We start from the raw sequence: 20,214 nt of genomic DNA, 5'->3' as shown, positions 1-20,214 counted from the left end.
TTTCATGAAAAACATTATTATATGTTTTTCAGTAACCTTATTACTTTTTATCCTTATGAAAAGATTTAAGCTTTTCATAGATTCCTGCCATTCGTTTTTCTTCACCCGCAATAACAGGTTTATAATATTCTGTGCCTACAAGCTCATCCGGTAAATATTGCTGGTCTACCCATCCACCAAATGTTCCGATAGGGCTATTGTGGGGATATTGATAGCCTACATGACCTAAATCTTTTGCCCCTTCATAGTGAGCATCGCGTAGATGATGTGGAATATCGCCTGTTTTTCCCGCATGAATGCTGGCAATGGCGGCATCAATCGCACCAATTGCAGAATTAGATTTGGATGCAAGGCACATTTCAATAACAGCACTTGCAAGCGGAATACGCGCCTCTGGTAGCCCTAAACGCTCTGCCGCTTGCACAGCCGCAAGCATATGCGGTCCTACTTCAGGGTTGGCAAGGCCTATATCTTCATAAGCCATGACAAGTAAGCGTCGACTAACAGCTACTAAATCACCTGTTTCCAATAAATGAGCTAAATAATACATTGCTGCATTCGTATCACTTCCACGAACTGATTTTTGTAATGCAGATAGCAAATTATAAAAATTGGATCCTTTTTTATCACCATAAACGCCAATTCTGCCTACAAGATGCTCAATGATATGATCAGCAGCGATTGTTTGACCGTCTACTTCATCACTAGCATAATAAATTGATTCAAGCAAAGTTAATGCCTTCCGTGCGTCACCATTAGCTGCTTCAGCAATTTGATTAATTTGATGATCTGTTAATACAAAGTGATATTTACCAAGCCCGCGCCTTTCATCAGAAAGTGCTTTTTTTATAAGCTCGATTATATTTTCTTTCGTTAAACGTTTTAGTTGATATATTTCTCCACAACGTGAGCGGATAGCGGGATTGACATCATGGTACGGATTTTCCGTTGTAGCTCCAATTAACACGATGGAGCCGTTTTCAACATGTGGCAACAAAGCATCCTGCTGTAATTTATTAAAACGATGAATCTCATCCAAAAAAAGAAGGACTTTTCCTGAGATTCTAGCTTCCTGTACAATATCCTCGACGTCCTTTTTACCAGCACGAGTAGCATTAAGTGCGAAAAAGGGGAGCTTCGAGCTTCCTGATATGGCATTCGCTATTGACGTTTTGCCGATACCTGGCTCACCGTATAGCAGCATGGATGGAACATGTTCATTTTGAATCATTTTATAAAGAGCGGTGTTAGGACCGATAAAATCTTGGTGTCCTACAATTTCATCAAGGGTTAAAGGACGCATGCGAAAAGCGAGTGGTTCATTATGCATTAAAAATTCCCCCTTTCAACTGTTTTCAATGATTTTTTGTGCTTAGAATGAAGCGTTACACAATATTTTGCCTAACTATACTAAAGCGCAATTAATAGTATATCATAACCTTCCGAGAGTATTTCCGAGTTCTTCGAGAGGAGATTATGATATACTGTTGGTAGTATTTTTGACTAGACTATTTGAGGGTGATAAAATGAAAATTTCTACAAAGGGCCGTTATGGTCTAACGATTATGATTGAATTAGCAAAGCATTATGGAGAAGGACCTATTCCGCTACGCAAAATTGCTGCTGAAAAGGATCTTTCTGAGGCATACTTAGAGCAGTTAGTGTCACCATTACGTAATTCAGGCTTAGTGAAAAGTGTACGCGGTGCATATGGTGGGTATATGCTAGCAAATCCACCAAGTGAAATTTCAGCAGCTAATGTTATTAGCGTGTTAGAGGGTCCAATTCAACCTGTAGAAGGTATTGAAAATGAAGAGGCACCTCAGCGAGAGTTATGGCTCCGTATTCGTGATGCTGTGAAAAATGTATTAGATACAACGACGATTGAGGATTTAGCTCAATATACTGAGGAAAATGTAGCGGAAGGCTATATGTTCTATATTTAAAATTAGGCTAAAGCACATCTCTCTATCCTGAGGAAGGGAGATGAGTCTTTAGCGCTTTTCGTACAAAGGAGTTTTCAACATGAATTCATATATTTATCTCGATCATGCAGCGTCATCACCAATGAATGACAAAGTAATAGACGCTATGACTACAGCAATGCAACAGGTTTATGGGAATGCATCAAGTATTCATGGGATAGGTCGAGAGGCACGTAAATATTTAGATAATGCACGTGAAATACTTGCCCAATCAATTGGTGCTGAACCTGGAGAAATTATTATAACAAGTGGTGGAACAGAGGCGGATAATACGGCTATTTTTGGCACTGTTTATGCACGGGCTGCTGAAGGGAAGCATATCATTACCACACAAATTGAACATCACGCGGTGTTACATACTTGTGAAAAGCTTGAGCGAGATGGCTTTGATGTGACATATTTGCCAGTTGATGGGAATGGACGTGTTTCTGTAGAAGATGTGCGAAATGCATTAAGAGAGGATACAATTTTAGTAACGATTATGTACGGCAATAATGAAGTTGGTTCGATTCAACCGATTGCTGAAATTGGTGACTTGTTACGTGAACATAAGGCTATTTTCCATACAGATGCTGTTCAGGCATATGGTTTAGAGTCAATTAATGTTACTGATCTACATGTTGATTTACTAAGTGTTTCAGCACATAAGATTAATGGCCCTAAAGGTATTGGTTTCCTATACCAAAAAACAGGAACACCATTCACTAGTTATGCATTAGGGGGAGCACACGAGAAAAAACGTCGTGCAGGTACTGAAAATGTTCCTGCAGTGATTGGTTTTGCGACTGCAGTGCAAATTGCAAATGAGTTGCGAGAAGAAAAGCGCGTGCTATACAATCGCTTTAAGCAAATTATGCTGGATGTTTTCACGAAAGAAAATCTAGCTTTTCATATGAATGGAGATTTAGACAATACGCTCCCACACGTTTTAAATGTAAGTTTTTCTTGTATGGAAGTAGAGTCATTCCTAGTAAATCTTGATATGGCGGGTATTTGTGTATCGAGTGGTTCTGCTTGTACTGCTGGTTCCATTGACCCATCACACGTTTTAGTTGCGATGTTTGGACAAGAGGCAGAAGAATTACGTAACTCGATCCGCTTTAGCTTCGGTCAAGGTTTAACAGAAGATGATGTACAACATGCAGCTGAAAAAACAGCGGCGATTGTAAAAAGACTGGCAAAAAAATAATTGTTAAAAATATACATTTAATGGAATTTGAATAAAAGAAAAGGTGACCAATATGAAAGAAACACGTGACCCCTCACAAATTCGTGTTGTAGTCGGCATGTCGGGTGGGGTAGATTCTTCGGTTGCTGCATATTTGCTAAAACAACAAGGATATGAAGTAATCGGGATATTTATGAAAAACTGGGATGATACAGACGAAAATGGCGTTTGTACAGCTACAGAAGACTATGATGATGTGATTAAAGTATGTAATCAAATCGGGATTCCATACTATGCAGTGAATTTTGAAAAGCAATATTGGGATAAGGTTTTCACATACTTTTTAGAAGAGTATAAAGCAGGACGTACGCCAAATCCTGATGTTATGTGTAATAAGGAAATTAAATTTAAAGCGTTTTTAGAGCATGCGATGGATCTTGGAGCTGATTATTTAGCGACAGGTCACTATGCTCGAGTTGATCGTAGTAGCGATGGCGAAGTTAAAATGCTTCGAGGCATTGACAATAATAAAGATCAAACTTATTTCTTAAACCAATTATCACAGGAACAATTGTCGCATGTAATGTTCCCAATTGGACATATTGAGAAAAAAGAAGTCCGTAAAATTGCGGAGGAAGCTGGGTTAGCAACAGCGAAGAAAAAAGATTCAACAGGAATTTGCTTTATTGGAGAGCGTAATTTCAAAGAATTTTTAAGTCAATATTTACCGGCGCAACCTGGTAAGATGGAGACAATGGATGGTGTTGTAATGGGTCAACATGACGGATTAATGTACTATACCCTTGGTCAACGTCATGGTCTTGGAATTGGTGGCGACGGTGAACCTTGGTTCGTGTTAGGGAAAGATTTAGAGCGTAATGTGTTACTAGTTGGACAAGGCTTCAATAATGATTCGCTATTTTCAACTTCACTGACTGCTGTGAAAATGAGCTATACTTCGACAAAAAAATTGCCCGGGAAATTTTCATGCACAGCAAAATTCCGTTATCGTCAAACAGATACACCAGTAGAAGTGGAAATTTTAGAGGATGGACGTACACATATTACGTTTGCTGAGCCAGTACGTGCGATTACACCTGGACAAGCTGTGGTACTATACGACGGTGAAGAATGTTTAGGTGGCGGTACAATCGACGAAGTCTTTAAAAATAATGAAAAACTAACATATGTAGGTTGATTTGCGAAAAGATTGCTCATACTCTTTCCTAAAGCGTATAGAGTTTAGGCAGTCTTTCGCTACATAGAGATGAGGAAAAACAATGGATTTTAACAAGCAGGGCATTCAAGCGTTTCAAGAAAAGCGCTACGAGGATGCTGCACAACTTTTCACACAAGCAATTGAAGCAGAGCCTGAAAACCCAATTGGTTATGTGAACTTCGGAAATCTTTTAGCGGTCTTAGAGGATACTGAACGTGCAGAGCGTTTTTTTCAAAAAGCAATCACAGTTGATGAAACGGCGGCAACTGCTTATTATGGTTTAGCAAATTTATATTATAATGCAGAACGATATGCGGAAGCAGCAAAGCTTTATGAGCAAGCACTAAAACATAAAATTGAAGGCGCAGATGTGTATTATATGATGGGCAAATGTTTTGAGCGAATGGAAAATCCGAAGCTTGCACTGCCATATTTACAACGAGCTACAGAGCTTGCACCAGAAGACGCACAAATTCGTCTAGCATATGCCATCGTGCTATGTGCGCTAGAAATGTTCGAAGAAGGTAAAAAGGAATTAGACTATTTGATCGAACAGGACTGGAATAACGCAGATGCACATTATAATTTAGGTGTACTATATGCGGTATCAACTGAACAAACAGAAGATGCTATGTACCACCTAAAACAAGCCTTTACATTACAGCCAGAATACGACCAAGCACGTTATATTTATGATATGATTGCTCAGCGATTTAACTAAAATAATATAAAAGCTCACAAACACTGAAAGGATGCCAAAATTATGTTGGCATCCTTTCAAATTGTCTACAAGAGAACAAAAATATATTAAAGTGTATCAATAAGCAAAGGTTTATTTTCACTCCGAGTTGGCGCTTTCCGCGGGCTTGGCTTCAATCTCCTCGTCACTACGTTCCTACGGGGCTTTCAGCGCAAGCTCATCCCGCAGGAGTCGCCACTCTCCGTGAAAAATCAACAACTCCTCAGCAAAAGTATTATTATTATAAATAACATCCTATGCTAAATAATACAAGCTAGGTGAATTGGTTGATTGGAGTGGAGGCTGGGCGACTCCTTGGGGATCAGTAATAGAGGAACGAAGGCTAAAACCATCACGTCCTGTGATAACGCCTTCGTGACCAACATTGTGTTGGCCCGAGACCCTGGAGCGAAGCGAAGCGGCTCATCGGACGCCCCCAGGAAGCTCTGAAGCTCTGCTCTGTGCGAAAGCGAAGCGTCAGCAATTGTTTTATCTGTGCGAAAGCGTAGCGACAGCAACAACAAAGCGCCCAGCCGGAACGGAAATCAACCCCTCGTTTTGCCGAAGTGTAATACTTTATTTAAATGGGAGTTTAATTTACTAATGTAATAGTTTTTCAACAAACTAAAAGGATGCCGAAACTAGTTCAGCATCCTTAGTTATTTTAGTCTACATCATCATCTGAAGGATTATCAAATGGTAGTTGATATATATATTGTGCTAAATGTGCAATTGGAGTAGTTTCTAAAATTGATGATTCTGTTTCGTTCGCTTTTAAAATATTGATTTCTTTATTAAGCCGCTCCATTTTTCGATCCAGCTCAGCTACTTGAATAGCAGCCTCCTTCAATTCAAAACGGATATGTTCAGGTACTTCCTTGTTGTATTTATAATAGATTTTATGTTCAAGGCTGGCCCAGAAATCCATTGCAATTGTACGAATTTGAATTTCGACATATACCTTCTCCATACGATCGGACATAAAAATAGGAATTTTTATAATAAGATGCAAGCTTTGATAGCCATTTCCCTTTGGATATGCAATATAATCCTTTACATCCACAACTTCAATATCATTTTGTGCCTGCAGCATCGCACTCACTTTATATATATCTTCAACAAAGGAGCAAGTGATTCGAACACCTGCAATATCACGAATATCTTCACGAATCGCTTCAATAGATGGCTCAAGGTTCTTTTTCTTGACCTTTAATAATATACTTTTCGGTGATTTTACGCGAGTGGATAAATGCTCTATCGGGTTATATTCATGGATTAGCTTAAACTCTTCTTGTAAAATAGTTATTTTCGTTTCAATTTCCTGCAAGGCAAATTTATAGACTAAAAAGAAGCGTGTTAATTCTGTTTGTAAAGTTTGTATAGTAGTTGCTTCAAGTTCATTTTTCATACTTCATAAAATCCTTTCTTTTAGTAGTAACTAAATTATTTAATATTCAATATTAGCTTAACAAAAATAGCTACTAAATAGAAATAAGGGCTCCGAATCTATGTATAATATTCTTGTTTCATAAATTTATTTTGTAAAAATAAAAAAAGGGGTGTCGAGTCCCCTTAGTAATTAAACGACAATTTCGGCATTTAGGTTGTATCGTTTATTAAATTCATCAACAAATATTTGTAAATCGACATAAATACCAATATAAGGCTCTGTTTCTTGATCACATAAGAAGCCGCATGTTGTCTTTAAAGATTTTGAAAACTCAAGTAGCATTTGTTCATCATCTAGCTGTATATGCAACGAAAGAGAGTTGTCTTTTGTATTTACCTTAAAATATTTGCCATCTATAATCCGTTCTAAATTTGTTTCTTGAAAAGGAAAAACATAATCCTTATATATTAACTTCACAATAACCCGCCTTTTTTGCAATAATTCACCACGTCTGTATAAGGTAAATCTCCACCGAAAATTGAAAGAGCGCTACCGATTGTAACATGAAGTTTACCATTTGCGATTTTTTTAAAATTCTTCAAGTCGTCCAAAGAACGAACTCCGCCAGCATATGTTGTTGGAATTGTTGTCCAAGTGGCTAAATCATGCACTAAGCTTTCCTGCATACCACCTTTTTTTCCTTCCACATCAACAGCGTGAATAAGTAGTTCATCACAGAAATTTTCGATAAATGCAATAGACTCAGCATTTACTTCAAAATCACTAAACTTTGTCCATTTATCAGTAACAACAAACCATTTTCCATCGCGCAGACGGCAGCTTAAATCGATAACAAGATGTTGTTTACCAATAATCTGTACTAGTTGCTTTAGTCGATCTAAATGGAGCTTGCCATCATAGAAAATAAATGATGTGACAATAACATGGGTAGCTCCCGCATCAATATACTTTTTTGCATTTTCCGTGGTGATGCCGCCACCAACCTGCAACCCTTGAGGATATGCTGCTAATGCTGCTAATGCGGCTTCTTCGTTTCCATCACCTAGCATAATGACGTGACCACCTGTTAATTGATCATGGGCAAACATTTTTGCATAATAACTAGAGTCATGATTTGAAATAAAGTTCTCGATAACTTCTTGATTTTTATGACCTAGTGTGCTGCCAACAATTTGTTTTACTTTGCCATCGTGTAAATCAATGCAAGGTCTAAATTCCAATAGTTTCACAATCCTTCCGTGCGACAAATTCACCTTTATCATAGCATGGAAAGGTTGATAAAAACCGTGAAATGTTATTTATCACACTAATTTCAACTTCTTTCAGCAATTATTTTATGTAGCAAAAGCAACGCGACAGCTACAAATGTTTACTGTAGCGAAAAGTGAAACGGCTGTTACAAATATTCTTGTAGCGATGTCTGCTAACAGAAGTCTCCCACCTCTATAAGTGGTGAAATACGGGTTTTAATCTCTTTACAGCTGGTGTTGCCTCGTTGAAATAGATGAACTCAGGTTTAGAACTTCACATCTTGTGAAAATACCTAAGTGAGCAATATCGTGTTGTTGTTGTTGTTGTTGTTGTTGTTGTTGTTGTTGTCGCTACGCTTTCGCACAAAAAATATTTGTTGGCCTAAAGCCTCTGGCGGATGTCACGGAATTATACATAGGCATAATTGATTAAAATGGAATAAAATTTATTGAATTCTCTTTTTAAGCGATTTTACACATTATGGTGTGGTAAAATATAATGGTTGAAATGAACACGAAAGGACGAACCGAGAATGGCAGAGAACCTTGATTTATTTGAACTAAATAAATTTTTTATACTCGGACGCCCGATTGTCTCTATCTTCCATAATGCACAAAATATGTATTCGATAGTTCGTGTGAAAATTCAAGAGACCAACTTACAGTACGAAGATAAGGAAATAATAGTTGTTGGATATTTTCCGCCGTTACAGATGGATGAACAATATCGTTTTACTGGTGTATTGAAACAGCATCCAAAATATGGTGTGCAATTTCAAATTGAGACATTTACCAAGGAAGTGCCAGCAACAGAGCAAGGAATTATTCATTACTTATCGAGTGATTTGTTTGTTGGAATCGGAAAAAAAACTGCTGAAACAATCGTAGAGAAATTAGGAGCAAATGCGTTGCGTCTTATTTTAGAGGACCCAAATGCTCTTGATGCTGTGCCTCGTTTATCTGCTGAAAAAAAAGAGGTTATCCATCGTACAATTGAACAAAATTTAGGCTTAGAACGAGTGATGATTCAACTTAATGAATGGGGTTTCGGACCACAGCTCGGCATGAAAATTTACCAAACATATCGAACAGAGGCTGTTGAATTATTAACTGAAAATCCATACCGTCTGATTGAAGATGTAGAGGGTGTTGGTTTCTTTCGTGCAGACGAGCTAGGTGCAAAATTAGGGATTACTGGCAATCATCCAGACCGTATTAAGGCGGCGATTTTACATACTCTAAATACAGCAGCTTTATCGGATGGTCATGTGTATTTAGATGCAGAAAATGTTTTACCACTAGTAAAAGATATGCTTGAGCAAAGCCAACGAGAGGAAATTCCCTTTGAAATCATTTCTAAAGCTTGCATCGAATTGCGCGAGGAAAGTAAAATTTGTGGGGAAGAAACAAGACTATATTTACCATCCCTATATTTTTCAGAAGTAGGAATTGCATCAAAAATATTAGCTTTAATCGAACGTAACAATAAGGCTGAACATTTTAGTAAGGACGAAATACGAAAAGTGATTGGTGAAACAGAAGAGTTTCTTAATGTCACGTATGCTGAAACGCAAGCGAATGCGATTGAACAAGCACTAAATTCCGCCGTTATGATTTTAACTGGTGGACCTGGGACAGGTAAAACAACTGTTGTTCGGGGTGTAGTAGAAGTGTATGCAAAGCTACACGGACTATCATTGAACCCGAAGGAATATGCACAAAAAGAAGAACCCTTTCCGATTATTTTATGTGCTCCAACAGGACGTGCTGCCAAGCGCCTCTCGGAATCGACAGAACTTCCAGCAATGACAATTCATCGATTGCTAGGCTTTACAGGTCAGGAAAAAGAGGAAGAAACTGAGCGTGAGGTAACAGGGAAACTCATTATTGTAGACGAAATGTCGATGGTCGATACTTGGCTCGCGCATCAACTATTAAAATCCTTACATGAGGATGTACAAGTCGTTTTTGTAGGAGATCAAGATCAACTTCCACCAGTAGGACCAGGACAGGTGTTAAAAGATTTGTTGGCTTCTGGGCAAATACCTACTGTGGAATTGACAGATGTTTATCGACAAGCTGAAGGCTCAACAATTATTGAACTTGCTCATCAAATTAAACGTGGTAATATCACAAATGACCTAACATTAAAAACAACTGACCGTTCATTTATAAAAGCCTCCTCAGATCAGGTAGCAAGCGTTGTCACACAGGTTGTGAAAAGTGCGGTTGTGAAAGGTCAAGAAATTCGTAATATCCAAGTGTTAGCACCCATGTACAAAGGTCCAGCGGGAATAGATAATTTAAATAAAATGATTCAAGAACTTATTAATCCAAACGATACTGGTACTAGAAAAGAGCTCGTTTTTGGTGATGTCACATATCGCATAAAGGACAAAGTTTTACAGCTTGTCAATCAACCAGAAAGCAACGTTTTTAATGGTGATATGGGTGAGGTAATTAGCATTATTAAGGCAAAGGAAACAATTGAGAAACAAGATTTGCTTGTTGTATCATTCGACGGTATTGAAGTAACTTATCAACGAAGTGATCTTAATCAATTGACACTTGCCTACTGTTGTTCTATTCATAAATCGCAAGGCTCTGAGTTCCAAACAGTTATTATGCCGGTTGTACGAGGTTATTCTAAGATGCTGCGTCGTAATTTGTTATATACAGGTATTACGCGTGCTAAAAATTTCTTAATTCTATGTGGCGAGCCTGATGTGCTAGCAGATGGCTTACAGCGTACGGATGATTTACAGCGCTTTACGTCTTTACGTGCAAGACTCAATCCAATGGAAATTGCAGAGGAAATTGTAGAAGTAGAAACGATTCCATTAAACGAAGAATTAAAAAATGAAAAACAATCCATTGATTTCAAACTAACGGTAGAAACAGAACCATATATCCATCCATTGATTGGAATGGATGGTGTCTCGCCGTATGATTATTTAGATAAGTGATCCTTTAGTATCAAGGGTTCTGAAGGAAAATATGATTTATGAAATTAATTCAACCAATAAACTTTTATTGGTTGGAAAATCGTCTAATGATTGAAGTAAAAGATAATAAAAATTTTTTTGAGGTGAATAAAGTGAAACGCTTATTATTATTGCTTCTATTCATGATGCTAATACCTTTTGCAGAAAAAGCATATGCAAAAAATACTGTCATCCAAGTGAATGAGGAAGCAACTGTCTTTGATAATCGTTCAGGCTCACTAGTGCAGGTGGGGACATTATCAGCAGGGCAAACTTTTGAAGTAACAAAAGATTATGGAGCCAATTGGTGGCAAATCCGTTGGGGTGGTTATTATGGTTATGTTGAAAAACGTTATACAACCGTTGTTCCAGCAACAACTTATAAAAACACAGTCCCAACTGTTGCTAAAATAACTGATTATATAGTCGCAACAAAGGTTGCACCGATTTACGATAATACTGGCAATAAACTTGTTCAATTTGCTACATTGTCAGAGGGAGTTCGCTTCCCTATATATAGCGGAATGGGTAATTGGTATGGAATTGCTGTGAACGGACGCTTAGGATTTGTACATAGTAATTTTGTAGAAAAAGAAAAAGGTCAAAATTCAACAAATACAAATACAAATCCAAATACAAATACAAATACCTCAAAGCCTGTTGAAAAACCAACTACAACTCCTCCTAGTAAACAAAATGGCTATATAGAGGCGTTAGAAAACGTAATTCTGTATGATTTTCGCCGTGATAAAGAGATGGCTATTGCTACGTTAATGAAAGGCCAACAGCTAGAGGTTGTAGATTCAATGGACCCAACATATGTTCAAGTTCGTTGGGGGAAATCATATGTTTATGCAGAAAAATCAAAGATGAAATTTTTAAATACGCCTTCATATAAAAATGTTGGTAAGGACAATGCCATGAAAAATGAGTATTTCATCCCTGTTTCTGCAAACAGTGAGATTTATGATACCAAAACAACAACATTACAACCATTTGCTAAGCTAGATACAAATCGCCGTTATCCGATATTGCGGAAAGAGGGAGCTTGGTACGTAACAGTACTTGGTGGTCGTGAAGGTTATATCCATAGCTCTAAAGTAGCGATTGATCGTGGCGTCCCTGTAATGATGTATCATCATATATTAAAAGAGCATGAGCTTGGGCGTTTCAAAAATTTAAGTACTACGGTGACAGATGTTCAATTTACAAAAGAAATGCAGTATTTAAAAAGTAAAAACTACGAAGCCATTACTGTAGATGAATTATGGCGTTTCATGCGCAATGAAATTACACTGCCTGCCTATTCAATTGTTTTGACTTTTGATGATGGTCTATTGTCGACACGTGAATATGCGTATCCTGTACTTAAAAACAATGGCTTTAAAGCTACACAATTTTTAATTACGTCCCGTAATGAAAGTGCGAAAGATGGGCAAATTTTTAATTATAATGATTTACAGCCCCTTTCACGTCAGGATATAACAAATATGCAAGATGTTTTTGCGTTTGAATCACACACTTACAATTTACATGTTTTAGAAGGAAATAAAGGCAAAATGCTTCTAATCCCTTACCGTGAGGTTGTTCAGGATTTACAGCGTAGTATAGCAATTATTCCGAATGCTAAGGCTTTTGCTTATCCGTTTGGGCAATATAATTCGAATAACATTAATGCTGTAAAGGAAGCTGGATTCACAATGGCATTTTCAACGAAGGTTGGCTATAACAATCCGTACGATGATGTATATCAAATTAAACGCTTAGCAACTCATCAAAATACAACATTTGACAATTTCCAAAAAATGGTTCTTCCGTACACGAAGTAAAATAAAAAACCCGATCAAATCGAATTGATCGGGTTTTTTGTGCGATTTTTTTTAACTTCTTTCAACGGGTGTCCAAACATCTGTACCTGTCGCGTGTTTTCGGTACAAAAAACATTCACTGAAACTGATTCCGGACGCAATTATACCGAGGCATTATTGATTTTTAATGGATGCCAACTAGGTGATGTTTAACGACTTCATATGCTTGGCAAACATTTTTAAATTGATCTTTTTCTTTGGCAATCATATCTGAAGCAATAGAAAATAAAAGATTCTCTTCATTATGATCCTCCATTTTATTCATTAAAGCAGCTTCCATTTCCGCCACGTACGAGACGATTTGTTTATTCATATATATTCTCCCTTAATAAAAAGATGTATTTTGTTTTGGTTACGAAGCTATCTTACACCTGCATATACAAAAAATCTAGCAATTCTGTACTAGTCGAAAATGACTTTTTTGTGAATATGTCGCAAAATTGAACTCGTTAAAAAAGTGCTAATTGAAACCGTTTTTATCTAAAGTAACTGAAAAATCGTGCAATAATTGCAGGCTTTAAACTGTATTTAAAAAGTAATACAGTTAAGAAAAAATAGGGTTTGCTATAATACAGTTGGCGTATCCGGAACCTAATATTGGGAAAAATCATATACTAATCAAGTATAAAAACATTTGTAACGTTTAGGGGTGACTGTATGCCAGTAATTACAGGAAAACAATATATTGACCGTATTGACGCTTTACAAACTTATATTTCGATTGATGGGAAAGTTGTCACAGGGAAGGTGTCGGAGCATCCAGCATTTAAGGGAGTAATGCAGAGTCAGGCAAGGCTTTTTGATTTACAAAATGAAGAGGCATTGCTTGAAAAGATGACATATGTTTCACCAACAAGTAATAAGCGTGTAGGTATGTCTTTCCTTCAAGCGGTGACAGTCGATGATCTCGTGAAAAGACGTAATGCAATACGAGAGTGGGCATTATCCAATAATGGCCTTATGGGGAGAAGCCCAGATTACATGAATACGACATTAATGGCTCTAGCATCCGTAGCAGAATATTTGAAAGATAAGCCAAATTGTTTCCCTCAGCATTTATTAAGATTTTATGAGTATGCTCGTGAGAACGATTTGACGATGACACATACATTTATCGAGCCACAAGTAAACCGTCAAAAGTTTTATTTTGAAGATGAAGATGTTACAATTGCTGCTAAAATTGTAGATAAAACGAGCGAAGGGTTAGTAATTAAAGGTGCGAGATTACTAGCGACACAGGGAGGAATTACAGATGAACTCCTTGTTATATCAACAAATGGTTTTGATGAAGGAAAAGGCTTTGCTTTCTCTATCCCAAGTAATACAAAAGGTTTAAAGTTTTTATGTAGGCAATCATTTGTCGGAGGGGAATCGGTTTTTGATTATCCATTAAGTAGTCGTTACGAGGAAATGGATGCAATCGTTGTGTTTGATAATGTTGTAGTGCCGTGGGAACGCGTCTTTTATTATGAGAATGTGGAAGTTGCCAATAACTTTTTGAACGTAAGTGGTTTTCAAACATATGGTTTACATCAAGTTCTAACACGTCAAATTGCCAAAACAGAATTTGTCTTAGGTGTTGTACAGTCAATTGTAGATACGATAAATATCGGCGGATATCAACATGTGCAGCAAAAGGTCGTGGATATCATCGTGACATTAGAAACGATGAAGGCCTTACTGTTAAAGTCTGAAGTAGAAGCAAAAATAGATGAATTTGGTTTTATAAGACCTGATCTCCCAACAGTACAAGTAGCTATTCAGATGTTCCCTAAAGTATATCCGACCTTTACAGAAATTATCCAGTTACTTGGCGCAAGCGGATTAATGTCCATTCCAAGTGAAAAAGCATTTACTGCGGATGACGGCGACCTTGAGCATTATTTACAGTCTTTTCAGGATGGTGGAAAGGAGCGCGTCAAAAAATTCCGTCTAGCTTGGGATTTAACGATGAGCAGCTTTGGTACAAGACAAACACTGTATGAGCGCTTTTTCTTTGGAGACCCAGTTCGTTTAGCCAGCGCGCTTTATAATTCTTATAATAGGGAAGAATTAGTTAATCGGGTAGAAAACTTTTTGAAAAATAATAATTAGTTTTGAGGAAGTAACTGTTTAAAATTAATTTAACTTCTTTCAGCGGGTGTCCAAACATCTGTACCTGCCGCTGCGCTTTCGGTACAAAAAACATCCGCTGAAATAGAGGAACTCAGTCTATGAACGCTACGTCCTGTGGCAATTTATCTGTGCGAAAGCGCAGCGGCAGCAACAACACAAGGCTGAGTGACCAACGTCATGTTGTTGCCGCTGCTGCTCCGCTCTCGCGCAAAAAAATATTTACAGACCTAAGCACAAAGTCGATTCCGGACGCATTTATCCGAGGTATAATTGATACAATTACTTCTCATTGAGTATAATTGCTGTGAAAATATCACTATCTTTATAGATAAGTCAGCGCATCATCAAAAGTAACGATTCCAAGCAGTTCATAATTCTCTGTTACAACAGGGACTGCTAAAAGACCATATTTACGTATGATTTGGGTTACCTCGGACTGATTTGTATGGGCAGACACTGAAATGATCCCAGAGTTCATAATTTCACCCATTCGACACTCTGGTGGGGAAATTATTAGCTCTCGTAATGATACGACTCCAAGCAATTGTTTATTGGTATCTGTTACATATAAGTAATAAAAAGTTTCTGCATCTCCTTCACTATGCTTTAGGCGTTCAAACACATCAATTACTAAGTCATCTTTTGCAACTATTACTACGTCTGTTGTCATCAAGGCTCCGACTGACCCTTTTTTATATTGAAGTAATTGCTTAATATCATCGGCTTCATCTTTTTCCATACGTTCCAAATAAAAATCGGCTTCTTTATATGATAGTAGTCCCAAGAAATCTGTGGCGTCATCTGGAGGTAATTCATTTAACATCTCCACTGCAAATCGACGGTCAAGCTCTATAATACATTTTTTCTGCATAGATGGTTCTAGCTCGCTAAAAATTTCTCCAAATTCACAAGGAGTTAAAAAAGAATAAATCGTGAAACGTCTTTCCTCACTAAGTTCTATAAAAAATGTTGCTTGATCCATAGGGTGTAAATCTAGAAAATCCTTTCGAAAAGAATCTTTTTTTCCAGACTTTAAAGATTGCAACATGTAGTATGTGTACTCTTCTTTATATTTATATTGATGTAGTCTAATCATTATTGACGCTCCTTTCTATTACAAATTCTCAATTTCGACACTCAGGACGTGATCAATCTTTTTAACATAATAATAAATCTCCGTCGTATATTGATCTTCTGGTACCGAAAGAACTAAGTCAATTAATTGGTGATCGTTATCAATATCTTTAAGCTTGAAGTGCCGAATTTTATATTCATATTTTTTTGAAGATCCATTTTGCCCACTATGCTTAATCATTTTAATTAATTCTGTCATACGATAATTCGATTCCACGATAATTTTTAATGAAATATCCTGTCGGTTAAGTGTTGATAGACCTAATGTTTTAATGAAAAAGGGCACAATGTTGACTGCCACTATCAAAAGGATAACAGCACATGTTGCCTCTATATAAAACCCCGCCCCGATAGAAATTCCAAGGGCAGAAGCTGACCAGATTAGCGCAGCGGAAGTAAGACCAGAAATCACCTCGTTACTTCTTCGTAAAATAACACCAGCACCAATGAAACCAACTCCACTTACAATCTGCGCAGCAAGTCTCATCGGATCCATATTCGGATGATTGGCACCTCCAAATTTTCCGAATGCTTCTATGGAGACAATTGTTAATAAACAGCTGGCAATACAGATGACCATACTAGGTCTCATGCCAAGTTGTTTTTGTTTAATCTGTCTATCAATCCCAATCAATAATCCGAATAGTAAAGCTAGGCTTAACTTGATTATCATTTCTACTGTCATTATCATCGTCAATCACCTCTTCAGTTCTTTTTATAGAATGCCACTAAAATAAAAATAATATAAAAAAGCTCCCGTAAAAAGGGAGCTTCTTGCTTAGAATGTATCTTGTTCGACGTACACATCAAATAAACCTATCTTGGTAAACGCCAATTTGCGAAAAAATTCATAATTGGATTTTTGAAGAAAGGGACATATGCGGACTGAACGCAAAAACGCTGCCTTTTACCATATTCGAATTATTTAAAAATATGAAATGCCATATCGAATAACTATCCATCACATGTTCCCCCTTTTATAGTCAAATAAAATAAAAACCCCTCTAACGATTTAGAGGGGATGAAAAGCGCACGAAAAAATAAAAAAGTACGTTCGATTCCCCTTAATCGAGTTTTAGCACTATGCACCGTAAAGAAATGACATCATTTCTTAGCCACCTTATGAAAAGCCTTAATTCGGCAATTCCTGTTCTACCCATGGGTATCTTTCGATATTTCTGGGCAGTGGCCTATGTTTACATAGGAGCCTCACCTAACGAGGATTTATTGTTTTCAGGTGAATTGTACTCCGAATAATTTTGGTTGTCAATAACTGTTTCAAAAATTAAAATCTTAAAATGGTATCAGGGGAATAGTGTATTTTCGACGTATCATCATAAAGTGGGAGGATTTCCGTAACGTCTGGGGGGACGATGAGCAGCTTGGGGTGAAATGATATTGGCCACGAAGGCGTACCACAGGAAGGAATGCCTTTAGCCTCTTATCCAATCTCCGTTCCAATAAATTTTTTTACAACATATATGCCTAACCGTTGTTGATGTGGCTTATTTTTATGCTAACAAAGGACTTCAAATCCAATCTTAGGGAAGTGGTTTTTTGAATTAAAAATTAATAAATTTGTATCGATAGCTTCTGTAACTGTTGTTAAGTCTGTGTATGTTTTTTTGTGTTAAAACTGCTGAACAAAAAATCTATTCTTGATTAAAAAGAAAGTGCCTATGAAAGTACATAGAGATTGGAGAGAGGCAAGTGCTTTTTGTCGCTCTGTTTTCGTTGCGGAGCAAAGTCTACCGGAATATTTACTAAAGTTTCTTATCAATTTTTCACTTGAAATAAACAGCTTAAAAGAACAGAGAAATAGTTTAATAGAGAAAAATTTCTTCGTAAACAACCGCAAAAATTTTGTTGAAGACTACTCTGTTTATTTCTCATTTCATGCGGAAATTCGTAATAAAAAAACCTAAAAAATATTTTTTTACTCTTGACAAATTAAAAAATACGGCTTACGATTGCGGTGAAATTAAATAAAACCTCGTTAGGTGAGGCTCCTATACAAACATAGGCCACTGCCCAGAAATATCGAAAGATGCCCATGGGTAGAACAGGAATTGCCGGATTAAGGCTTTTCATAAGGTGGCTAAGAGATAAATTCGTCTCTTTACGGTGTATAGTGCTAAAACTCGACTAGGGGGAATCGAAAGTGCTTTTTTGTGCTGCTTATTTTTGTGCACTTTTTATACCCTCTAGGACTCCTAGAGGGTTTTTTAATTTCCAAAAAGATCCTTATTGCATAATGCCATATCGATTAAATCCTTTTAGCAGGGGTAAAAGAGTTCATTTTTAGAAAGGAGGGGGTCAAAATGGAGAGTCCGAGTCCGAGTCCGACCGATGGAGATAGTAGGAGTAAAAAACTTAAATCTGTTTTAATTCAGCAGATTAGGAGGACGATTCAATGCTTAAAATCTATAAAAGAAGCAAAGAAGGGCTACTGGAAGAACAGCCTAAGATCGTTCAAGGTAGCTGTGTATATCTTATTGAACCATCAGAAGAGGATATACAGTATGTTGCTAATCGCCTTGGAGAACCAACTGACTTTATCAGTGACTCCCTTGATATTGATGAACGATCAAGAATTGAAAAAAGTGGAAATAATTCATTGCTGATTGTCAATGTACCCTTAAAAATGCCAAATGATGAAACTATACCATATAGGACAATTCCAATCGGTATTATTCAAACAAGTGAAGTAATTGTAATAGTTTGTCGCGTTAGTCATCCAATTTTACAGGAATTTAGCAAAATTCTCGATAAGAATAATCATATAAACGTATCTTTTATTTTACAGTTATTGCTTGTTGCGGCTCGTTATTGTTTACGATGCCTTGATGATCTTAATCAAAAAGTTATTGTATCTGAAAAAATAATACAAAAATCAATCAAGAACAGTGAAGTGTATACTTTACTCAATATTAATAAGAGCCTTGTTTATTTCATAAAGGCACTAAAAGTCAATCTTGTGATGATGGGGAAATTTTCAAGAGTACTAGAAATGAATAAAGAAGATGAAAAACGGCTACAAGTCACTCTTAATGAGATGCAACAAGCTCTTGATACATCAAAAATTTACAATGAAAATTTGAGCAGCATGATGGACGCATATTCTGCGGTGATTGAAATTAACCTTAGTATTGTAGTGAAAGTTTTAACTGCATTTACGATTATCTTGACGTTTCCGACGATGGTCGCAACGATATATGGGATGAATTTCCCGTTGCCAAGGCAGGATGAAGAATACGCATTATTAGTACTTATGTCCCTCTCTATAGTCATTAGCGTGTTAACAGGTTGGGTGTTTTACAAAAAACGACTATTTTAGTAGAGAAAGCGAGGAGAAAAGATGCTTACAATATATCAAAGTAATTCAATAGGTCAATTACAGCAGGTATCTAATATTGTTCACAACACGTTGCTTTATCTTGTGGATCCGACAGATGCTGAAATATCTCAAATTTCAAACAAACTTAATATTTCGGAAAATTTTATTCGTGATTCTTTAGATATCAATGAACGGCCTCGGATTGAAAAGGATGATTCGTCAATGGGCATCATTCTCAATTCCCCCGTGGCGATGAATGAGGAGCGTTTGTACGAAGAGATTCCTTATCGAACAATACCAATCGGCATCATCCATGTAAAAGATCATTTGGTGATTGTCACAAAACAAGACAATCCATTATGTAGAGACATATTTTCAGGAAAGTATGGAACTTTTCAAACGCATATGAAGACTCGAATAACATTGCTACTATTTGAAGCGATTGCTCAATCGTATCTTGATATTCTCAAGCGCATAAAAGCGCAGGTTGGACGATTACAGCAAGAATTAAAAGAATCGCATAATAACCGAGAGTTGTTCGGTCTGATTCATATTAATAAAAGTTTGGTATATTTTTCGACATCTTTACGAGCTATGCGCAATGTTTTTTTACACCTTTCCAAAGGACAAGATATAAAACTATATAGTGAAGATGAGGAGATGCTGCATAATGCATTAGTAGATCTTGAACAAGCAGCGGAAGTAACGGAAATGCGTAGTCTTAGTTTAAGCAATCTAATGGATGCGTACGCGGCAATTACTCACAATAACTTAAATAGCGTTTTGAAAATATTGACTACTCTTACGCTTGTGCTAATGATTCCGACAATAATTGGAAGTGTGTTCTCGATGAACGTTCCATTGCCCTATGAAGATCAGCCAATTATGTTTTTAGTAGTTATTGGACTAATGCTAGGGGTCAGTGGAGGTCTTGTCTACGTATTTTACAAAACAAAATTTTTACGTTTCTAATATTTTCATACAATACCGTAGATAGAAAGGAT

General features: G+C 36.9%; 17 protein-coding genes and 2 riboswitches. Of the genes, 10 read left to right on the top strand and 7 right to left on the bottom strand.

Translation table 11 applies throughout. From position 1 onward, the window contains the following. Positions 1-40: 40 nt before the first annotated feature. Complete coding sequence (locus ABH966_RS02100) at positions 41-1,330, bottom strand: replication-associated recombination protein A (RefSeq protein WP_370075378.1); 1,290 nt, start codon at positions 1,328-1,330, stop codon at positions 41-43. 196 nt (positions 1,331-1,526) lie between these two features. Between ABH966_RS02100 and cymR the strand changes: the two genes are divergently transcribed. From cymR to ABH966_RS02080, 4 genes are all read left to right on the top strand, one after another. After that, positions 1,527-1,946 carry a cysteine metabolism transcriptional regulator CymR gene (cymR, locus tag ABH966_RS02095; protein WP_132356936.1) on the top strand — a complete coding sequence of 140 codons (420 nt, stop codon included), beginning with the start codon at positions 1,527-1,529 and terminating at the stop codon, positions 1,944-1,946. Positions 1,947-2,025: 79 nt separating this feature from the next. Beyond that, positions 2,026-3,174 carry a cysteine desulfurase family protein gene (locus ABH966_RS02090; RefSeq protein ID WP_370075377.1) on the top strand — a complete coding sequence of 383 codons (1,149 nt, stop codon included), beginning with the start codon at positions 2,026-2,028 and terminating at the stop codon, positions 3,172-3,174. A 52-nt stretch (positions 3,175-3,226) separates the two neighbouring features. Then, complete coding sequence (gene mnmA / locus ABH966_RS02085; protein ID WP_370075376.1) at positions 3,227-4,351, top strand: tRNA 2-thiouridine(34) synthase MnmA; 1,125 nt, start codon at positions 3,227-3,229, stop codon at positions 4,349-4,351. Positions 4,352-4,433: 82 nt separating this feature from the next. After that, positions 4,434-5,093 carry a tetratricopeptide repeat protein gene (locus ABH966_RS02080; protein WP_370075375.1) on the top strand — a complete coding sequence of 220 codons (660 nt, stop codon included), beginning with the start codon at positions 4,434-4,436 and terminating at the stop codon, positions 5,091-5,093. Positions 5,094-5,775: 682 nt separating this feature from the next. On the opposite strand, the gene ABH966_RS02075 is transcribed toward ABH966_RS02080, so the two are convergent. The 3 genes from ABH966_RS02075 to hisA all read right to left on the bottom strand — a co-directional run bounded on the left by ABH966_RS02075 (position 5,776) and on the right by hisA (position 7,742). Further along, complete coding sequence (locus tag ABH966_RS02075) at positions 5,776-6,519, bottom strand: GTP pyrophosphokinase (RefSeq protein WP_370075374.1); 744 nt, start codon at positions 6,517-6,519, stop codon at positions 5,776-5,778. Positions 6,520-6,690: 171 nt separating this feature from the next. Then, on the bottom strand, positions 6,691-6,978 hold the full coding sequence (locus ABH966_RS02070) for a hypothetical protein (RefSeq protein ID WP_370075373.1): 288 nt from the start codon (positions 6,976-6,978) through the stop codon (positions 6,691-6,693). Next, complete coding sequence (hisA, locus tag ABH966_RS02065) at positions 6,975-7,742, bottom strand: phosphoribosylformimino-5-aminoimidazole carboxamide ribotide isomerase (protein ID WP_370075372.1); 768 nt, start codon at positions 7,740-7,742, stop codon at positions 6,975-6,977. Before hisA ends, ABH966_RS02070 begins: the two co-directional genes overlap by 4 nt. Before the next feature lie 563 nt (positions 7,743-8,305). On the opposite strand from hisA, the gene recD2 reads away from it, so the two are divergent. Together recD2 and ABH966_RS02055 are read left to right on the top strand one after the other, a co-directional pair. After that, positions 8,306-10,738, top strand: coding sequence for an SF1B family DNA helicase RecD2 (gene recD2, locus ABH966_RS02060; RefSeq protein WP_370075371.1), 2,433 nt, complete (start codon positions 8,306-8,308; stop codon positions 10,736-10,738). 38 nt (positions 10,739-10,776) lie between these two features. Further along, positions 10,777-12,585, top strand: a complete 1,809-nt coding sequence (locus ABH966_RS02055) for a polysaccharide deacetylase family protein (RefSeq protein ID WP_370075370.1) — start codon at positions 10,777-10,779, stop codon at positions 12,583-12,585. A 163-nt stretch (positions 12,586-12,748) separates the two neighbouring features. Here the strand turns inward: ABH966_RS02055 and ABH966_RS02050 are convergent, their stop codons facing one another. After that, positions 12,749-12,937: a hypothetical protein gene (locus tag ABH966_RS02050; RefSeq protein WP_370075369.1), complete on the bottom strand. Its 189-nt coding sequence runs from the start codon at positions 12,935-12,937 to the stop codon at positions 12,749-12,751. Positions 12,938-13,281: 344 nt separating this feature from the next. Between ABH966_RS02050 and hpaB the strand changes: the two genes are divergently transcribed. Beyond that, positions 13,282-14,718 (top strand): 4-hydroxyphenylacetate 3-monooxygenase, oxygenase component, encoded by a 1,437-nt coding sequence (hpaB, locus tag ABH966_RS02045; RefSeq protein WP_370075368.1) that lies wholly within the window; start codon positions 13,282-13,284, stop codon positions 14,716-14,718. A 343-nt stretch (positions 14,719-15,061) separates the two neighbouring features. Here hpaB and ABH966_RS02040 read toward each other — a convergent pair whose 3' ends face one another. Together ABH966_RS02040 and ABH966_RS02035 are read right to left on the bottom strand one after the other, a co-directional pair. Then, the gene (locus ABH966_RS02040; RefSeq protein ID WP_370075367.1) at positions 15,062-15,835 is read right to left on the bottom strand and encodes a magnesium transporter; all 774 of its coding nucleotides are present in this window, start codon (positions 15,833-15,835) and stop codon (positions 15,062-15,064) included. An 18-nt stretch (positions 15,836-15,853) separates the two neighbouring features. Beyond that, a complete protein-coding gene (locus ABH966_RS02035; RefSeq protein ID WP_370075819.1) occupies positions 15,854-16,558 on the bottom strand; it encodes an MgtC/SapB family protein in 705 nt (234 codons plus the stop codon). Between the two features lie 368 nt (positions 16,559-16,926). After that, positions 16,927-17,101: riboswitch (M-box (ykoK) riboswitch) on the bottom strand. A 451-nt stretch (positions 17,102-17,552) separates the two neighbouring features. On the opposite strand from ABH966_RS02035, the gene ABH966_RS02030 reads away from it, so the two are divergent. From ABH966_RS02030 to ABH966_RS02020, 3 genes are all read left to right on the top strand, one after another. Then, positions 17,553-17,798, top strand: coding sequence for a hypothetical protein (locus ABH966_RS02030; RefSeq protein ID WP_370075366.1), 246 nt, complete (start codon positions 17,553-17,555; stop codon positions 17,796-17,798). Between the two features lie 60 nt (positions 17,799-17,858). Beyond that, a riboswitch (M-box (ykoK) riboswitch) is annotated at positions 17,859-18,033 on the top strand. Between the two features lie 253 nt (positions 18,034-18,286). Continuing rightward, on the top strand, positions 18,287-19,210 hold the full coding sequence (locus ABH966_RS02025) for a magnesium transporter CorA family protein (RefSeq protein ID WP_370075365.1): 924 nt from the start codon (positions 18,287-18,289) through the stop codon (positions 19,208-19,210). A 21-nt stretch (positions 19,211-19,231) separates the two neighbouring features. Further along, positions 19,232-20,182, top strand: coding sequence for a magnesium transporter CorA family protein (locus ABH966_RS02020; protein ID WP_370075364.1), 951 nt, complete (start codon positions 19,232-19,234; stop codon positions 20,180-20,182). Positions 20,183-20,214: the final 32 nt, after the last annotated feature.

The sequence above is a fragment of the Lysinibacillus sp. RC46 genome, assembly GCF_041262385.1.
Classification (GTDB): domain Bacteria; phylum Bacillota; class Bacilli; order Bacillales_A; family Planococcaceae; genus Lysinibacillus.
The sequence above is the reverse complement of the archived record's forward strand: the minus strand, read 5'-3'. Positions and strand labels throughout refer to the sequence as shown.